Source organism: Nocardia sp. NPDC050710, from assembly GCF_040654375.1.
GTDB lineage: Bacteria > Actinomycetota > Actinomycetes > Mycobacteriales > Mycobacteriaceae > Nocardia.
Genome location: NZ_JBFAHV010000011.1, coordinates 188,515 through 205,012 on the forward strand (window position 1 = coordinate 188,515; position 16,498 = coordinate 205,012).

Consider the following 16,498-nt stretch of genomic DNA (forward strand, 5'->3'; position numbering starts at 1 on the left):
AGTGGGCTCGATCTCCCCGCAGTCCTATGAGAGCGCGGCCAAAGAATGCTATGACCTCTCGGAGAAATTCCAAACCGTCTACAACGCGCTGCAGAGCGTCCTTTTGGAAACCAGCGCGATGGCCGGTGGCTACCAGGCGGTCAAGACGTGGTCGAAAGCCTACGACGACCGCGCCGCCGCAGTGACGCTGGTGGCGACCAGCTTCGCGCAGGCATTGCAGCACTTCGGCGACGTATTGACCGCGTCTGGCTACAACTGGAAGTGTGGAGAGTACAAGGCCAACAGCGACCCCAACAAGGGTGCCCCACCATCGTTGCCCAGCGGTTTCCCCTCGGAACTACCCTACGGCGCGGGCATAGTTACTGGTGTCGCGTCGTCGGGGGCTTACAGTCGCGGACTCGAGACGGACTGGACCGAACTGCAGGACAAGGTTACCGCGCTTGTCTCTGGCGGCGAAGTCCCCGACGGGGACACCGACAAGCTGGCGCGCGCCGCAACCGCATGGAAGACCTTCGCCCAGTCGGACCCTGTCTACTACGGCACATCACGACTACTGACGGTCGCCTCCGGGCTTGAACGTGGCTACGGTTCCAACGCACCGAAAGACATCCCGAACCACGTAGCCAACCTTCGTACACTCGCCCACGGCCTCCGCGACATCTTCACCGCAGCCCAAGACATCGCAGCCGCAGTCGACACTCACAAGGTCGCTTTGACGACAATGCGCTCGGACATGAACACCCAGTTCACCATGGTGGTGGTCGTCACCGCCATTCAGATCGGGCATTCGATGGTGCAGGTCAAAGAGCCACCAACGAAGCAAAAGACACCGAATGAGAAAAAGACACCCAGCGATCGCCAAGAAGAGATCGACTTCCTGGACCAGGCTGCTGGAGCTTTAGCTGGGCCTGCCAACACATTCCTTACCGCGCTCAGCGGATTCACCTTCACCACAGCCGTGCTGACGATAGGTGGATTGGCAACAATTGCAGGGCTGACAATCGTACTCGACCCTACGGGTGGCAATAGCATGGGCCCTTCTTCGAGTGCAGCACTAAAGGCGGCCCTGGATAGTTCTCCGTCGATCACCAAAGGTAATATCACCATCGATAACGGGCCACCAAACGGCTATATTGTCAAGCGTGACTCCAATGGGACAATTACCAACTATGTGCAGTTTGACCAGGATGGCCGAGGCATAAAGCGTGTCGACCTTACCGGGCGAGCCCATGCCGGCGTCCCAACTCCACACGTAGTAGAGATGGAACACGATGTTGCGCCAAATGGTAAAGTTTACGTGCGAGAACGGAAGGATGTACGACCCGCAAGACCCGACGAAATACCATAGGAGCACTGATTAACATCGGCGAAACTGGCGATAATTCCCCCTTTCTGCATGCGCTTTCCTTGGATTGGGAGAAGCGTAAAGATTCCTGCATCGCTCTCGGGAAACTGTTGCCTGCGTCCGACGCCTTCGGGGCGCTTATCACAATGCTCGATGACCCGGACACGGCCGTCGAGCAAGAAGCTGCCGAGGTCTTGGCTAGATTTGGCGGGATTGACGGAATATTGGCAATATTGGAGACCCTCGGACGCCGGGCCGAAGATGGCGATTCCGACTACATCGCATACCGGCTGAGAGAGCTCCAGATATTCGAGCAACTGCCCATATTGCAGTTGGCCAGGAACGCGCTAGAGGTGAACTCGTCGCCGTTCGCCCGCGAGGGCTTGAAACAGTTAGAAAGAATATTACCTTCGCACAATGGATAGCTCTGATGCCACGACCAGGAACAGGAAGATGGATGCGGTAACCGCCACCCGGTTGGGCGCGGTTGCGGCGAGCAAGGTTGTGAACGAAGTATCGTCCTTGACCTCGCTGATAGTAGTGCGAGTCCGGAAGAAGTGGCGAATCAGCTGAAGCAATGGCCAGTCCAAGGGCTACAGGAAGTTCTGGTTATCGATAAGTCTGGTAATGTAGTGCCGATCTTTCCCTGGATACCGCATATGGGGACTAAAATGGCGCTGGACTACATGATAGCGATCGCAACAGACCGAAGTGTGTCCGAAATTGCCACATTGGTCGACTCGATCTCTGTCTCGGGAACAATTTCCGATGGCGTGAGTACGAAAAGCCTCATCGATGGTGTTGCGGTTCGGCGTGGATTATATATTCGTGTGAGCGCTACCCGGTCTCCAGCATGGGGTGACCCTATAGAGGAAGAATTTGGGTTTCGGCCGACAGTGTCGATCTTTTTTCGATTGAATAAAGCAGAAAGCCTGGATGGTCAAGTCGCCGACATGTTATTCATCGCAACGAGATTATTCGCAGCCGTACCCGACGATACGATTATCTATTTCTTGGAATCCGGCGATGTCTGGGCAATTCGACGTTCCGGTAGACTTGAAATAAATTCAGCGTCCTTTATGTGGACGCCTGAACGCATTTCAATGATTCACCAACCTTACGACGAGATGTCATACACTCTATGAAAGGATGTACTTGGGGTTTGTTAACGCCCAAAATTCGGGTTGATCTCGCAATGACTTCGTTTCCGAATTCGGAAAATAGAAGCGCCCGTTGACCACGGTCAACGGCAGCGGTGAGGCGAAGTCGTGGTTCAGCTGTCCAGGACCAGTTTGATGGCTCGTTCGGGGTGTCGGGCGCCACCGCTGAACAAAGTCACGGTTCCCATAAGGGATCGAACCTGCGACGCTAAAACTAGCCCTCCACCTGCGGAAACGCTCTCGCAGGTTTGTGCCCTCGGCAGGATTCGAACCTGCGACACCCGCTTTAGGAGAGCGGTGCTCTATCCCCTGAGCTACGAAGGCTGGTCTTGTGGGACGCCCGCAGTCTACCGGGTCGAGGGGTTGGGGGCCGCATCGTGCCGGTCGAGGGTGGGAAAGGTGCTGTTTCAGGGGGGTGACCTGTGTGAGCAAGGGGAGGGGAAGGGTCGGAGGAGGGGGGCTGGGGGGTGGTCAGAAGCCGTCGAAGCCCCCGCCGCCGTCGAAGCCGCCGCCCCAATCGCCGCCGCCGTCTCCACCCCAGGGGTCGGTGCCGCCTTGATCGCCGCCCGCGTCGTAGCCCTGGTCGTCTCCGGCGGTGAGTCCGTCCTGATTACCCTCGCCGTAACCGCTTTCGAAGGCTTGTGCGTCGTAACCCACTCCGGACATTCCGGAGAAGAGTGAGGTGAACAGTAGTGCCGAGCCCAGACCCCAAGCGCCAGCGATCAATGCGGGTTGCCACCAGGGTTCGGAGTACCAACCGGCGGGGACCGGGCGGCCCGCGACGCGGCCGCCGGGGTAGTAATTCGGTGTTGCCGCAGAGGGATTCGGTGAGGCGGAGAGCTCTCGGCCCTCGTATCGGATGACCCGGTCTTCGCTGACCCGGCCCGCTGCGGCCTGTCCTTCGAGCTCCGGTATCGCGGGACCGGGGTCCATGTCCATGGCCGAGCGGGCGGCCCGGATGTAGTACAGCCCTTCGAGGGCGGTCTGCTTGGCCAGGCGGGCCTGGGCGGGGGTGCGGGCCTGATCGAGCTGGGATCCGGCGGCCAGGTGTCGTTCCGAGGCGTCGGCCAGCGCCTGCTTCGCCGGATCATTGCCGCCGATCAGGTGGTAGACCTGGCCGCCGAGCCGTTCGTTCACCTGGCGGGCGTCGGCCAGCGCGTCCGCGAGTTCTGTCGCCGCGCGCTGTTTGGACTGTAGAGCGAGCATCACGACGAGGGCGGCCACCACCAAGGCCGCGAGAAGCAGGAGCAGCCACCCCATGGTTCGCACGCCTTCCGTCGGCGGATCCGGACAGTATCGAGTTTACTGGTCGCTTGCTGAGATCCGGCTGAGTCGCGTGTGCGCCCGGTAGTCCTGGCGTACGCCCGGCAGTTCCGCGGCTACCGGCTACCGGGTCGCGTGAACGATGTGGCCAACTCGAGTGCGCGCTGTCGCCAACTCGGGTGCGCGCTGTGGCCAACTCGGCGTGAGCGCCGTGGCTGGCTCGGGGGAGCGCCGTGGCTAGCGCATCATGCCGAGCGAGCGGGCTGCCTGCGCCTCTTCGTAATCCGTGGGGTCGAAAGTCTTTGTCTTCCACCGGTAGAGCACAGTGGCGCCGGGCCAATTGTTGGTGATGCGTCCCGCGGCGTTGCGGTACCAGCTGGAGCAGAAGTTCCATGGGGTGTCCTTCAGCCTGCGCTGGAGCCAGTCGTCCCAGTTCTGCTCGGTGCCTTCGCGGGCCGCGAGGAAGCGGCCGGGTCGCTCGGCCAAGTACTGCACCATCTGGCGGATATAGCGGGCCTGGGATTCGAGCATGTAGATGATGGAACCGGAACCGACATTGGTATTCGGTCCGTACATCATGAACAGATTCGGGAAGCCGGGCACCGAGAGTCCGAGGTAGGCGCGGGCGCCCTCATCGCCCCAGACGTCGGCGAGCTTGCGTCCGCCGGTGCCGTAGATATTCATCGGCGCGAGGAATTCGGTGCCCTTGAAACCGGTGCCGTAGATGATCACATCGACCGGATGCTCCACGCCGTCGGCGGTGCGGATGCCGGTCGGCGTGATCGCCTCGATCGCGGTGGTCTCGACGGTCACATTCGGCTGGGCCAGCGCCGGGAAGTACTCATTGGAGAACAGGCCGCGCTTACATCCCGCCGCGTAGTCCGGGATCAGCTTCGCCCGTAGTTCGTCGTCCGGGACCTGGGTGGCGCGGTGCCGGTCGGCGATCGCGATCACCGGTGTTTTCATGGACGGAATATCGGTCAACGCCAGCGCGAGCACCTCGAAGAACGACCAGATCGCGAGTCGTTCGGCCAGCCGCGCCGGTGGGAAGTATTTGAACAGCGCTTTGTGCGCCGCGCTGTATTCGGTGTCGAATTTCGGCAGCACCCACGCCGCCGAGCGCTGGAACAGCGTCAGGTGCGCGACCTTCGGCTGGATTCGCGGAATGTATTGGATGGCACTGGCTCCGGTGCCGATGCAGGCCACCCGCTTACCGGTCAGGTCGACGCCGTGGTCCCATTCGGCGGAGTGGAAAGCCGCGCCCTCGAAGGTGTCGATGCCGGGCAGGTTCGGCATGGCGGGACGGGAGAGCTGACCGACGGCGGGGATGAGGATGTCGGCGGTCAGCGTCGCGCCGTCCGCGGTGGTGATATTCCATCGGCCGGTCTGCTCGTCGAATTCGGCATCGGTCACCTCGGTGCCGAACCGGATGTGGTGCGGTAACTCGTGCTTCTCGGCGACCTCACGCATATACGCGTGGATATCCGCCTGCTCCGAAAATCGCCGCGGCCAATCGGATTTCGGCTCGTAGGACCACGAGTACAGCGGTGACGGCACGTCGCATGCGGCGCCCGGGTAGGTGTTCTCCCGCCAGACCCCACCGAGGTCGGCGGCCTTCTCCAGAATGGTGAAGTTGTCCAGCCCGGCGCGCCGCAGCTCCAGCGCCATGCCCAGCCCGGCGAATCCGGCGCCGATAATGATGATTGACGGCCTTGTCATGGTTCGAGATTAAATGTCCGGACCTACATCGCCGAGAGATACCCGGACATTAAATCCACATTTTCGGCCAGGCTACGGGCCGGTCCGCCCGTTCGGACGGGTGGCAATGGTGGCGTCGCCGGGAGACGGGCGCAGCCGCCACAGCGACGTGACCTCGCGGGCACGGGCCGCGTGCAGGATGTCGGTGCCCGCGACTGCCTTCGGATGTCGTGGCGTGGTGTCGATTTTGTCGAGGACGTGTAATCCGGCCGCATCGATGAGATCCAGCAACTCCGCGCGCGACCGCAGGCCGAGGTGCTCGGCGAGATCGGAGAGGATGAGCCAACCTTCCCCGCCCGGTTCGAGACTCGCGGGCAGGCCGGTGAGGAATTCGCGGAGCATCCGGCTGTCCCGGTCGTACACACCGTTTTCCACGGCCGAGGTGGGAATCGCCGGAATCCACGGCGGATTACAGACGACGAGATCGGCGCGCCCGGCCGGGAACAGTGCCGGGCCGACAATGTCGATCTGCTCCGCGAGATTCAGTCGGTCCACATTGTCGCGCGCGCAGGCCAATGCGCGTGGACTGTTATCGGTGGCCACGATATGGGCGAACCCGCGCTTGGCCAGAACGGCGGCCAGTACACCGGTTCCGGTGCCGAGATCGAAGGCGGTGCGCGCCGCCGGGGTGGGCAGCGGCGCGTGCGCGACCAGTTCGACGTATTCACCGCGCACCGGGGAGAAGACGCCGTAGTGCGGATGGATGCGCGCGCCGAGTGCGGGGACTTCGACTCCTTCGACACGCCATCGATATGCCCCGATCACACCCAAAAGCTCAGTGAGCGAGACGATTCGGGGCTCGTGCGGGTCGCCGTAGGCCTGTGCGCACTCCTTGCGCACGTCGGGCGCTCGGCGCAGTGCGAGCGAATGGTCCGCCTCCAGTTGAACAACCAGCTTGCCGAGCACCATGGCGCGATGCCGCCGCGCCCGGCGATGGCGACCGAAGGCCTCGCCGGGATCGGAGACGGCCCGCCGAGTCGCGCGATCGACGCGACGGCCGATTGCTTGCAGCAGGGCCCGTGCGTTGTGGAAATCGCCGCGCCAGAGCAGCGCGGTGCCCTCGCGGGCCAGTCGATAGGCGGTGTCGGCCCGCATGCGGTCGTCGGCGATGATCAGCCGCCGAGGTGGTGTGGTCGAGTTCTCGGAATGCCAACGGGCCGAACGAATGACAGCTTCTTCGGTCCAAGAGATGGTGGACATGGGTACTCCTCGCGAAACGAGATGTGCAGGGCACGAAGAGCACTCCGACTGGAATCGCCGGAACAACCGGTGCGATGCACCGGCTCAGATGTGGGGTACGGCTACCGATCCCGCGTCGAAGCGCGCGAGGGTCCGTCGTAGAGAACCATGCCGAGCATCACGCCCAACCTTTCGCAGTCGAGAATTCCAGCCTGCCATACTGCTCCGGCCCACCACCCATGGCCCCGGCCGGGAATCCGGTGCCGCCGGGTTTCGGTGTAAACGGTTTCGGCTCAGCCGTGCAGCGCGGTCTTCAGTACCGCGACGGCCTGCGCGACCGCGGCCTTGCGGTGTCGTGCAGGGCGGTTACAGAGCGAGCATGGCGGCAGCGACCTGGTCGGCCGCGGCGTGGCGCAGAGCGGTACCCATGTCGTCGAGGACGAGCAGTCGCGCCCCAGGGATTTCGGCGGCGAGGACCTCGCCGTTGCCGACCGGGAAGAACGGATCGGCGCGACCGTGCACCACGAGCGTGGGCACGTCGAGCTCACCGAGCCGGCCCCGCCAGCGCGGGGCGCAGTCGATCCGGGAGAACACCATCCCGAGCTGGTTCGCCTGGTGCACCGCGGGATCGCTCGACGGTGTCCGGTCCCAGATTCGGGCCGCCGTCGCCCGCGCCTGTTGCGGATCGTTGCCCATCGGCTCGGCTCCCGAGGCGGCGAATGCCGCGACAGCGTCCCGGTCGGTCCAGTCCGGCCGTGGGCGGGAGAACAGCGCGCCCATGACCGCGAGGTTGTGGTCCGGCAGGTCCTCGTCGACCGGGCCCGGCGCCACCGGCCGGGTGCCGACGAGGGTCAGTGCGGAGAACACGTCCGGGTGGTCCAGCGCGGCGACCTGAGCGACCATCCCACCGACGCCGACTCCACCGAGATGGGCGGTCCCGGCACCGAGCACCTCGACCAACGCGGCCGCGTCGGCGACGAGATCCCGCAGGTCGTAGGCCGGATTCTCCGGGTCGAGGGTCGTCGACGCGCCGGAGTCACGCAGGTCGTAGCGGACCACGCGCCGCCCGCCCGACGCGAGCCGTCCACACAGCGCGTCGGGCCAGGACAACATCGTTGTGCCGCCGACCAGCAGGACCAGCGGATCGTCCTCGCGGCCGAAGCTCTCGATGCCGAGATCCACACCGTTCGCTCGCACCGAGGCCATGCCCAATCGAAACGGTCTCGTCATGCCTGGACTCCTGTCTGTCGGTATACCTCAGAGGTATCGACGACAGATTCACCCGAAAGTCATCGGTGTTGCCGACCGGAGAACGCTGATTCAGGATGCGGCAGCCGCCCGCTCGTTCGGCTCAGTCGGCCGCCAGGCCACGGGCGATAACGAGACGCTGGATCTGGTTGGTGCCTTCGAAGATCTGCATGACCTTGGCCTCGCGCATATAGCGCTCGACCGGAAAGTCCTGGGTGTAACCGTAGCCGCCGAAGACCTGCACCGCGTCGGTGGTGACCTTCATGGCGGCGTCGGTGGCGATGAGTTTGGCGACGCTGGCCTGGCGGGAGTAGGACAAGCCGGCGTCCCGGCGGCGGGCGGCGTCCAGGTAGGTGGCGCGGGCCGAGTCCACCGCGGCGGCCATATCGGCGAGCACGAAGCCCAGGCCCTGGTGATCGATGATGTGGCGGCCGAAGGCCTCTCGTTCCTTGGCGTAGGCGACGGCGTCGTCGAGGGCGCGCTGGGCGAGGCCCGTCGCGACCGCGGCGATGCCGAGGCGGCCGGAGTCCAGGGCGCTGAAGGCGATCGACAGTCCCTGCCCCTCCGCGCCGATCAAGCGTTCCTCGGGGAGGAAGGCGTCGTCATAGGCGGCGGTGGTGGTGGGAATGCCGCGCAGGCCCATCTTCTCCTCGGGTTTGCCGAAGCTCAGGCCCTCGGTGTCCTTGGGCACCAGGAAGCAGGAGATGCCGCGGGGACCCTCGCCGGTACGGGCGAACAGCGTGTAGAAATCGGCGCGGCCGCCATTGGTGATCCACGCCTTGGCTCCGGTGACCCGGTATCCGCCGTCGACCTTCGCGGCTCGGCAGCGCAGTGCCGCGGCGTCGGATCCGGCGTGCGGCTCGGAAAGGCTGTAGGCGCCGATGGTTTCACCCGACAGCATGTCGGCCAGCCAGCGTCCCCGCTGTTCGGCGGTGCCGAAGGTGTACAGCGGGTGGCAGGAGAGACTGTGCACGCTGACCGCGACCGCGACGGCGGCCCAGCGGGCGGCCAATTCCTCGAGCACCTGTAGGTACACCTCGTAGGGCTGGGCGCCGCCGCCGAACTCCTCGGGGTACGGCAGGCTCAGCAGACCGGCGGCGCCGAGCGCCGGGAACACCCCGTCCGGGAAGGTTCCGGTCTTCTCGCACTCGACCACCCGCGGCTCGAGCACCTTATCGGCGATATCGCGGGTCAGCTCGATGAGATCCCGGGCCTCCGGCGTTGGCAGCATCCGATCAACTGGCATGTCCCTGTTCTACCCGGTTGCCCGGGTCCCGTGACAGAGCGACCCCAGTTAATCGGTCTTAACTGACCGTTTCTTGGGGTTACGCCAGGGCGCTCCGGTGTTCTAATATCTGCGTATGAATGCAGATAGAGGGGAAACGCCGACTCTGCTGCAAGAGGATCAGGTCGGCTTGATCGTCGAGGTCTTCCGAATGCTGGCCGACTCGACCCGGGTCCAGGTGCTCTGGGCGCTGGTCGATCGTGAGCTGTCGGTGAACGACCTGGCCACGCAGGTGGGTAAGCCCGGACCGTCGGTCTCACAACATCTGGCCAAGCTGCGAATGGCACGGTTGGTGCGCACCCGCCGCGCGGGCACGACGATCTACTACAGCCTGGAGAATGAGCACGTCCGCCAACTCGTGGTGGACGCGGTGCACAATGCCGAACACGCGGGCCCGGGGGTACCGCCGCACCACCGCGGGGACGGCGACGTCCGCCACCTGCCGAGTCAGCACCGGGCGGTGCCGGAATGAGTCGCCCGGAACCGCATGCCGGGCAGCGTCATTCGCACGCCGATGGTCAGCACACCCACGCGCATGATCACAATCACGACCATGACCACCCCGGTGGACTGCGCGGCATCCTTCGCGAGATCTTCCTCCCGCACAGCCACGATGCCGTCGACAGCGTCGACAATGCGTTGGAGTCCAGTGCGATCGGGATCCGCGCGGTGAAGATCAGCTTGGTGGTGCTCGCTCTCACCGCACTGCTGCAAGTGGTGGTCGTCGCGGTATCCGGATCCATCGCGCTGGCCGCGGATACGATTCACAACTTCTCCGACGCGCTGACCGCGGTCCCGTTGTGGATCGCGTTCGCACTGGGGCGCCGGGCCGCGACCCGCCGCTACACCTACGGTTTCGGCCGCGCCGAGGATCTGGCCGGGCTGTTTGTGGTCGCCATGATCGCGCTCTCGGCGCTGATCGCGGGCTACGAGGCGGTGCGCAGGCTCATCGACCCGGTGCCGATCCAGCATCTGGGCTGGGTCGCCGCCGCCGCGCTGATCGGGTTCCTCGGGAACGAGACCGTCGCGCTGTATCGGATCCGGGTGGGGCGGCGCATCGGATCGGCCGCGCTGGTCGCCGACGGTCTGCACGCCAGAACCGACGGCTTCACATCGCTCGCGGTACTCCTCGGCGCCGGGGGCGTGGCGCTCGGATTCCCGGTCGCAGACCCGGTGGTGGGCCTGGTGATCACCATCGCCATCCTCGCGGTGCTGTGGTCCGCCGCGCGGGATGTCTTCCGCCGCCTGATGGATGGTGTGGAGCCCACCCTGGTCACCGCCGCGGAGCGGGCGTTGGTCGCCGAACCGGGCGTCCTCGGTGTGCGCAGTCTGCGGATGCGCTGGATCGGTCACCGGCTGCACGCCGATGTCGAACTGGATGTGGCGCCGACCACAACTCTGGCCGCCGCGCATGCCCTCGCCCACGGGGCCGAGCACACCCTCATCCACGCGGTCCCGAAATTGGACACCGCGCTGGTGCACGCCTACCCCGCGCATGCCGGTTGACCGACCGATATCGCCTGGTCGCTGTCGGAGTGCGGAATATCCGGTGGCGGAACGGAATTGGTGGATGCGGCGGGTTCGCCGCCGCTGACCTGCGAAAACTGAGGGCACCCGCCCGCGGATTTGTGCCGTGGCGAGAATTCCGATCGAGCCTCTCGTCGGCTGGCTACGCTTCGGTAGCATCCCCGATGTGACGTGGCTCATGCGGCCACAGAGGATAAAGGAGTTCCCATGTTGAGCACCATGCAGGACGAGCCGTTATCGCTGGCGACGCTGCTGAAATACGCTTCGACGTTCCAGGGTGACAGCACGGTGTCCACATGGACCGGAACCGGCGTGCGCACCATGACCTACCGCGAATTGGGCGCGGAATCGGCCCGTTTGGCGAATGCGCTGCGCGGGCTCGGCATCGAGGTCGGCGACCGGGTCGGCACCTTCATGTGGAACAACAACGAGCACATGGTGGCCTATATCGCGGTGCCCGCGATGGGCGCGGTGCTGCACGCGCTCAATATCCGGCTGTTCCCGGAGCAGGTGGTCTACGTCGCCAATCACGCCGAGGACCAGGTCGTCATCGTGGACGGCACGCTGCTGCCGCTGTTCTCCCAGCTGCTGCCGAACCTGAAGACGGTGCGCCACGTCATCGTGGCCAACGGTGACGCCGCCGCATTGCAGGCCCCCGAGGGCGTGCAGGTCCACTCCTACACCGAACTCCTTGCCGCCCAGCCGGATACCTACGACTTCCCGGTGATCGACGAACGTGCTCCCGCGGCAATGTGTTACACCTCCGGCACCACCGGTGACCCGAAGGGCGTGGTGTATTCGCACCGCTCCAACTGGCTGCATGCCATGCAGGTCATCTCGCCGAACAGCATGGGCTTCTCCGAGGCCGACTATGTGCTCTCCATCGTGCCGCTGTTCCATGCCAATGCCTGGGGTCTGCCGTACGCGGCCCTGATGGCGGGCGCGAATGTGCTGATGCCGGACCGCTTCCTGCAACCGGGTCCACTGCTGGAGATGATGGCATCGGAGCAGCCGACCTTCGCCGCCGCGGTGCCGACCATCTGGGGCGGCGTACTCGCCGGGCTGGAAGCCAAGCCGCAGGACATCAGCCACCTGCGCACCGTGGTGGTCGGCGGTTCGGCGGTGCCGCCGTCGATGATGCGGGCCTTCCAGGACAAGCACGGTGTGCGGATCCTGCACGCCTGGGGTATGACCGAGACCTCGCCGCTGGGCAGTGTGGCGCATCCGCCGTCCGGTGTGACCGGTGAGGACGAGTGGGCCTACCGCTACACCCAGGGCCGCTTCCCGGCCACCGTGCAGGCGCGCTTGGTCGGCGACGACGGCACCGTCATGCCCAATGACGGAGAGTCGCTGGGAGAGTTGGAGGTTCGCGGTCCGTGGATCACCGGTTCCTACTACTCGCCGGACGGCGCGGCGGTCGATCCGGAGAAGTTCGATGACGGCTGGCTGCGCACCGGTGACGTCGGCAAGATCAGCCCGAACGGCTATCTGACCCTGGTGGACCGGTCCAAGGACGTGATCAAGTCCGGCGGCGAATGGATTTCGTCGGTGGATCTGGAGAATTCGGTCGTCGGTCATCCGTCCGTCGCCGAGGCCGTGGTCATCGGCGTGCCGGATGAGAAGTGGGATGAGCGCCCGCTGGCCGCGATCGTGCTGCGGGAGGGCGTCGACGCGTCCGACACCGAGAAGCAGGCCGCCGAACTGCGCGACTTCCTTGCCGACAAGTTCGCCAAATGGCAACTGCCGGAACGGTGGACGTTCATCGACGAGGTCCCGAAGACCAGCGTCGGCAAATTCGACAAGAAGCGGCTGCGCGCCCAGTACGCCGACGGTGAACTGACCATCATCACCCTGGGCTGATCCGCCCCCTCGGCGGACGTGGATTGCCGGTGACCCACCGCAATCCACGTCCGCCGAGCTGTATGTGCGGGCCGGAATCCGGTCCGGATTCAGCAGTTACGCAGTTCCGGGCTCTGGTTCAGGAGCTGGGCGCGGGTGCCGATGAATGTGCTGTAGGTGTCGCCGCCCACCGCGGAGAGCGGGAAGGCCGCCACCCGGTGGCAGTTCTGGAAGGCCAGCTTCACGCCGAAGTGCCGTTCGAGGCCGCCGCGGATCGCGTCGGAGGCCATGGCGCGCAACAGTTGGCCGCGGGCCACCTCATCCGGCGGGGGTACCACATTGTCGGCGAATTCGGCTGTGCCGGATTGCAGTTCGCCGGCCACCCGGCTCACAACCTCCCAGGCGTAGGGCAGTGACGTCCGTACGCATTCGACGAAGTCGGCGTCGTCGACCTCGCCGCGTTCGGCGCGTTCGAGCAGTGCGGCGGGAACATCGAGGGACATGGAGCTCTCCTCTGTGGGCGGGGTGGATGGCGGTGCGATGCCCCTGAATTTTAATCGAAAAGTGGTTGTCAACAAACCAGGATTCGCCGTGAAAGTGCCGCGTTCAGTGCGGTTTTCGTCTCGGCGGCCAGGGTCCTTACCAGTTCGCCCGCTGGTAGCTCCGGGGTCAGGAGTTGGGTTTGGCCCGCCCACAGGTTGACCTCGTCGGGGTTGCCCGCCGCCCGCGCGGCGGCGCGCAACGGTGCGGTGGCGTAATGGATTTCGGGGTAGGCGGCGGGTGCGTTCGCGGTGTGTTCGGTCATGAATTCGTTGCGCAGCCCGCGGGCCCGGCGCCCGGTGAAGGCGCGGGTGAGCATCGTCGGAGTCGCGCTGGCGAGTGCGCCGCGGTGGACGGGATTGGTGCCCGCCTCCGGGCAGCGCAGGAAGACGGTGCCCAATTGGACCGCGGCGGCGCCCGCGGCGAGCGCGGCCGCGATACCCGCGCCGGTGCCGATGCCGCCGGTGGCGACGATCGGCCGATCGACGGCGGCGGTCAGCAGTTGCAGCAGGGCGAGCAGGCCGAGCGGATCGGTCTGGTCGTCGGCGACCCGATCCACGAAGGTGGCCCGGTGCCCGCCCGCCTCCGCGCCCTGTGCGACCAGCACGTCGGCGCCCGCGGCAATGGCGATCCGGGCCTCGGCGACCGAGGTCACGGTCACCCACACCTCCGAGCCGACCGCATGCAGCCGGTCCACCTCGGCCGCGGACGGGCAGCCGAAGGTGCAGGTCACCACCGCGACGGGGGACGCCACCAGCGAATCGAGCTTGGCGTCCCAATCGTCGGTGTCGTATTTCGGCGTGCCGACCTCGTGATCCCGGCCCAGCTCGGCCAGGTAGTCGGCGAAGTCCTCGGGCGGCGTCGGCGGTCCGGGAACGAAGAGGTTCACCCCGAGCGGAGCGTCGGTCAGCGCCCGGGTCGCCTCGATCCGGGCCGCGGTATCGGCCGCGCTGAGGTAGCCGGCCGCCAGCACGCCGAGCCCGCCCGCCTCGGCCACGGCGGCGGTCAGTTCGGGTGTGGAGGGTCCGCCCGCCATCGGTGCGAGGACGATCGGGACGCGCAATTCATCGATGATCACGAGGAAAGTCTCGTCCATCCGGGACTTGTAACCATGACGAAAGGGCCTGTGACCTGGGCCGCGCCGGGAATTTCGGCATCGAAGGTTGCGAAATGGTCACGACGGGGTAGAGTTCCCATCACAACGGATGCCGAAACGTTACAAAGTTTCGGGGCTACCCGATCGGGGTAACGCTGGAGGCCTTCGTTGACCACTGTAGGTCGGACGCTAGGACGAAGCTTTGTCGCAGCACCGGGTAGGCCCCAGTTCCATTACCGTCATGGATCTTATCGGCGATGGCGTATCGGGTCGGCCGACGCGGCATCGCGCCGAGTCGACCTCGGCCGAGCGGGTGAAGATGGCGGCAGGCGTCGCGGTCGCGGCGGGCGCCCTCATCGGCACCGTCACCCAGGTCGCCCCGGCCATCGCGGCCCCGCTGGTCGATCACGATGCCGAGGAATCGAACCAGGCCGCCGAGCCCATTACCTTCAAGGGCACCGCCTTCTCGACCACCCAGGCGAAGTTCGCGTCGCCGGTCGCCCAGGCCGCCCCCGAGCCCGTCGCGACCCAGGTCGCCGCGCCGGTCGCCGCTCCGTTCGGCTTCAACAACCTGCCGCCGGAGATCGCGGGCCCGCTGGCCCAGGTCGAGGACATCCTCAAGGGCGTGCAGCAGCAGGTCGCTCCGGCGCCCGCGGTGCGTCCGGTCGCTGGCGCCATCAGCTCCGGATACGGCAGCCGCTGGGGCGAATTCCACTACGGTATCGACTTCGCCGATAGCCTCGGCGCCCCGATTCACTCGGTCAGCAACGGCACCGTGATCGAAGCGGGCCCCGCCTCCGGCTTCGGCCTGTGGGTGCGTGTGCTGCAGGAAGACGGCACCACCGCGGTCTACGGCCACGTCAACGACATGCTGGTCCAGGCGGGCCAGAAGGTGCGCGCGGGCGATGTCATCGCGACCGTGGGCAACCGCGGCCAGTCGACCGGCCCGCACCTGCACCTGGAGATCTGGGATCAGGGCGGCAGCAAGATCGACCCGATGCCGTATCTCGCGTCCAAGGGCGTCCCGATGCACTGGGGCCCGTCCCAGCACTGAATGTTCCTGCCCGGCTCGAGATTCCGCTCGTCACACCCGCCCCACAACGACCGGCCGGTCATTAGGCTCGGGCCGTGACTGAGCTGGGCGACATCTTCGAGCCTGGATCACCGCACGGCCGTACCTATGCCGTGCTGGTGCATCATCCGCGATCCGGCCTTGCCGAGATCGCGCGCTATCTGAGCGTCTCGGAGGAGGCCGCCGCGGTCTCGCTGGAGGTGCTGTGTGACCTGCAGGCCGCGGTCCGGGTCGAAGGACCCGACGGCGAGCCGACATGGGATGCCCATGCCCCCGAATCGCTTTCGGAATCCGAGGCGCGGCGCAGGCAGCACGAAATCAACCAGATGCACGCCGCCGCCGCGCGACTCAGCGAAACCTTCCGTTCGGTACGACGTTCACCGCGCAGCAACGGCGCCATTGTTCCGGTTTTCGAGCGGCTGGAAATGCTGGCCGATTTCGAGGAGTTGCAGACCTCGGCACGCGGCTCGATCAAGGTCATCGAGCGCGGCCCCTACCTCAGCGAGCCGGAGCGCGAACAGCAACTGTTCCTGCTCAAGCGGGCTCGGCTCGGCGACGGCATCCGCTACCAGACCCTGTACCAGGACACCATCTACCAGGACGCGGAACGGCTGCGGCACGCACTGTCCACCAATGCGAGTGGGGCGCAGGCCAGGACACTGCCGGAACCGCCGTTCAAGCTGATCATCAGCGATGACGAACGGGCCAGCCTGGTGCTGCACGCCGACGAACGCCGCCCCGATCCGATGGGCCTGCGGCTCACCGGGTCGCCCGCGCTGCGGCTGCTGGTGAAAACCTTCGACGTGCTGTGGTCGCTGGCCGCGCCGATCTCGGTGAATCCGGCCGCCGACGAGCTGGACGAACGCGATAAGGCGATCCTGACCCTGATGGGCCTGGGCGCCACCGACGACACCATTGCCCGCAGGCTGGGGATGTCGCGGCGCACTGTGGTGCGACGCACAGCCAGGTTGCTGGAACGACTGGGAGCGAGTACTCGATTCCAGGCCGGTGTCCAAGCAACTCGGAGGGGTTGGCTATGATCTGGCAACCGGTAAAGCCCTGCCGTGGACGAAGTTCGGTGGCCCGGCACGAAGCCGCTACCTATGGTCTGATAGGGGCTCAATGCCCCTAGTGATAGGGGCGCCATTGTCCCGAATATCGATTCCTTCTCGCTTAGTTCGACAGG

General features: G+C 65.6%; 15 protein-coding genes and 1 tRNA gene. 8 read left to right on the forward strand and 8 right to left on the reverse strand.

Annotated elements, in window-relative coordinates; translation table 11 throughout:
* Position 1 precedes the first annotated feature (1 nt).
* From AB0H61_RS20770 to AB0H61_RS20780, 3 genes are all read left to right on the forward strand, one after another.
* Positions 2–1,348, forward strand: coding sequence for a polymorphic toxin type 24 domain-containing protein (locus AB0H61_RS20770; RefSeq protein WP_357306864.1), 1,347 nt, complete (start codon positions 2–4; stop codon positions 1,346–1,348).
* 44 nt (positions 1,349–1,392) lie between these two features.
* Complete coding sequence (locus tag AB0H61_RS20775) at positions 1,393–1,770, forward strand: HEAT repeat domain-containing protein (RefSeq protein WP_357306910.1); 378 nt, start codon at positions 1,393–1,395, stop codon at positions 1,768–1,770.
* 90 nt (positions 1,771–1,860) lie between these two features.
* Complete coding sequence (locus AB0H61_RS20780) at positions 1,861–2,490, forward strand: SitI3 family protein (RefSeq protein WP_357306912.1); 630 nt, start codon at positions 1,861–1,863, stop codon at positions 2,488–2,490.
* 266 nt (positions 2,491–2,756) lie between these two features.
* On the opposite strand, the gene AB0H61_RS20785 is transcribed toward AB0H61_RS20780, so the two are convergent.
* From AB0H61_RS20785 to AB0H61_RS20810, 6 genes are all read right to left on the reverse strand, one after another.
* Positions 2,757–2,829 (reverse strand) — tRNA-Arg (locus tag AB0H61_RS20785).
* A gap of 147 nt (positions 2,830–2,976) precedes the next feature.
* A complete protein-coding gene (locus AB0H61_RS20790; protein ID WP_357306866.1) occupies positions 2,977–3,765 on the reverse strand; it encodes a DUF1542 domain-containing protein in 789 nt (262 codons plus the stop codon).
* 240 nt (positions 3,766–4,005) lie between these two features.
* Positions 4,006–5,487 (reverse strand): NAD(P)/FAD-dependent oxidoreductase, encoded by a 1,482-nt coding sequence (locus AB0H61_RS20795; RefSeq protein ID WP_357306868.1) that lies wholly within the window; start codon positions 5,485–5,487, stop codon positions 4,006–4,008.
* Positions 5,488–5,559: 72 nt separating this feature from the next.
* Positions 5,560–6,726 carry a class I SAM-dependent methyltransferase gene (locus tag AB0H61_RS20800; RefSeq protein WP_357306870.1) on the reverse strand — a complete coding sequence of 389 codons (1,167 nt, stop codon included), beginning with the start codon at positions 6,724–6,726 and terminating at the stop codon, positions 5,560–5,562.
* Positions 6,727–7,071: 345 nt separating this feature from the next.
* On the reverse strand, positions 7,072–7,911 hold the full coding sequence (locus tag AB0H61_RS20805) for an alpha/beta hydrolase (protein ID WP_357306914.1): 840 nt from the start codon (positions 7,909–7,911) through the stop codon (positions 7,072–7,074).
* A gap of 145 nt (positions 7,912–8,056) precedes the next feature.
* Positions 8,057–9,199 (reverse strand): acyl-CoA dehydrogenase family protein, encoded by a 1,143-nt coding sequence (locus AB0H61_RS20810; protein ID WP_357306872.1) that lies wholly within the window; start codon positions 9,197–9,199, stop codon positions 8,057–8,059.
* A gap of 115 nt (positions 9,200–9,314) precedes the next feature.
* Here AB0H61_RS20810 and AB0H61_RS20815 point away from each other — a divergent pair, with 115 nt between their 5' ends.
* The 3 genes from AB0H61_RS20815 to AB0H61_RS20825 all read left to right on the forward strand — a co-directional run bounded on the left by AB0H61_RS20815 (position 9,315) and on the right by AB0H61_RS20825 (position 12,625).
* Positions 9,315–9,710, forward strand: coding sequence for a metalloregulator ArsR/SmtB family transcription factor (locus tag AB0H61_RS20815; RefSeq protein ID WP_357306874.1), 396 nt, complete (start codon positions 9,315–9,317; stop codon positions 9,708–9,710).
* A complete protein-coding gene (locus tag AB0H61_RS20820; RefSeq protein ID WP_357306876.1) occupies positions 9,707–10,744 on the forward strand; it encodes a cation diffusion facilitator family transporter in 1,038 nt (345 codons plus the stop codon). Before AB0H61_RS20815 ends, AB0H61_RS20820 begins: the two co-directional genes overlap by 4 nt.
* A gap of 228 nt (positions 10,745–10,972) precedes the next feature.
* Positions 10,973–12,625: a long-chain fatty acid--CoA ligase gene (locus AB0H61_RS20825; RefSeq protein ID WP_357306878.1), complete on the forward strand. Its 1,653-nt coding sequence runs from the start codon at positions 10,973–10,975 to the stop codon at positions 12,623–12,625.
* Positions 12,626–12,714: 89 nt separating this feature from the next.
* On the opposite strand, the gene AB0H61_RS20830 is transcribed toward AB0H61_RS20825, so the two are convergent.
* Both AB0H61_RS20830 and AB0H61_RS20835 read right to left on the reverse strand, forming a co-directional pair.
* Positions 12,715–13,107, reverse strand: coding sequence for an SCO5389 family protein (locus AB0H61_RS20830; RefSeq protein WP_357306880.1), 393 nt, complete (start codon positions 13,105–13,107; stop codon positions 12,715–12,717).
* A 68-nt stretch (positions 13,108–13,175) separates the two neighbouring features.
* Positions 13,176–14,240, reverse strand: a complete 1,065-nt coding sequence (locus AB0H61_RS20835) for a nitronate monooxygenase (protein WP_357306882.1) — start codon at positions 14,238–14,240, stop codon at positions 13,176–13,178.
* 241 nt (positions 14,241–14,481) lie between these two features.
* Between AB0H61_RS20835 and AB0H61_RS20840 the strand changes: the two genes are divergently transcribed.
* Both AB0H61_RS20840 and AB0H61_RS20845 read left to right on the forward strand, forming a co-directional pair.
* Complete coding sequence (locus AB0H61_RS20840; protein ID WP_357306884.1) at positions 14,482–15,294, forward strand: peptidoglycan DD-metalloendopeptidase family protein; 813 nt, start codon at positions 14,482–14,484, stop codon at positions 15,292–15,294.
* Positions 15,295–15,368: 74 nt separating this feature from the next.
* Positions 15,369–16,352 carry a LuxR C-terminal-related transcriptional regulator gene (locus AB0H61_RS20845; RefSeq protein WP_357306886.1) on the forward strand — a complete coding sequence of 328 codons (984 nt, stop codon included), beginning with the start codon at positions 15,369–15,371 and terminating at the stop codon, positions 16,350–16,352.
* Positions 16,353–16,498: the final 146 nt, after the last annotated feature.

What these genes read in the sequence shown, in the direction of transcription:
- AB0H61_RS20790 (WP_357306866.1), bottom strand. Translation starts at nt 3,765, where the DNA reads ATGGGGTGGCTGCTCCTGCTTCTCGCGGCCTTGGTGGTGGCCGCCCTC.
- AB0H61_RS20795 (WP_357306868.1), bottom strand. Translation starts at nt 5,487, where the DNA reads ATGACAAGGCCGTCAATCATCATTATCGGCGCCGGATTCGCCGGGCTG.
- AB0H61_RS20800 (WP_357306870.1), bottom strand. Translation starts at nt 6,726, where the DNA reads ATGTCCACCATCTCTTGGACCGAAGAAGCTGTCATTCGTTCGGCCCGT.
- AB0H61_RS20805 (WP_357306914.1), bottom strand. Translation starts at nt 7,911, where the DNA reads ATGGCCTCGGTGCGAGCGAACGGTGTGGATCTCGGCATCGAGAGCTTC.
- AB0H61_RS20810 (WP_357306872.1), bottom strand. Translation starts at nt 9,199, where the DNA reads ATGCCAGTTGATCGGATGCTGCCAACGCCGGAGGCCCGGGATCTCATC.
- AB0H61_RS20815 (WP_357306874.1), top strand. Translation starts at nt 9,315, where the DNA reads ATGAATGCAGATAGAGGGGAAACGCCGACTCTGCTGCAAGAGGATCAG.
- AB0H61_RS20820 (WP_357306876.1), top strand. Translation starts at nt 9,707, where the DNA reads ATGAGTCGCCCGGAACCGCATGCCGGGCAGCGTCATTCGCACGCCGAT.
- AB0H61_RS20825 (WP_357306878.1), top strand. Translation starts at nt 10,973, where the DNA reads ATGTTGAGCACCATGCAGGACGAGCCGTTATCGCTGGCGACGCTGCTG.
- AB0H61_RS20830 (WP_357306880.1), bottom strand. Translation starts at nt 13,107, where the DNA reads ATGTCCCTCGATGTTCCCGCCGCACTGCTCGAACGCGCCGAACGCGGC.
- AB0H61_RS20835 (WP_357306882.1), bottom strand. Translation starts at nt 14,240, where the DNA reads ATGGACGAGACTTTCCTCGTGATCATCGATGAATTGCGCGTCCCGATC.
- AB0H61_RS20840 (WP_357306884.1), top strand. Translation starts at nt 14,482, where the DNA reads ATGGATCTTATCGGCGATGGCGTATCGGGTCGGCCGACGCGGCATCGC.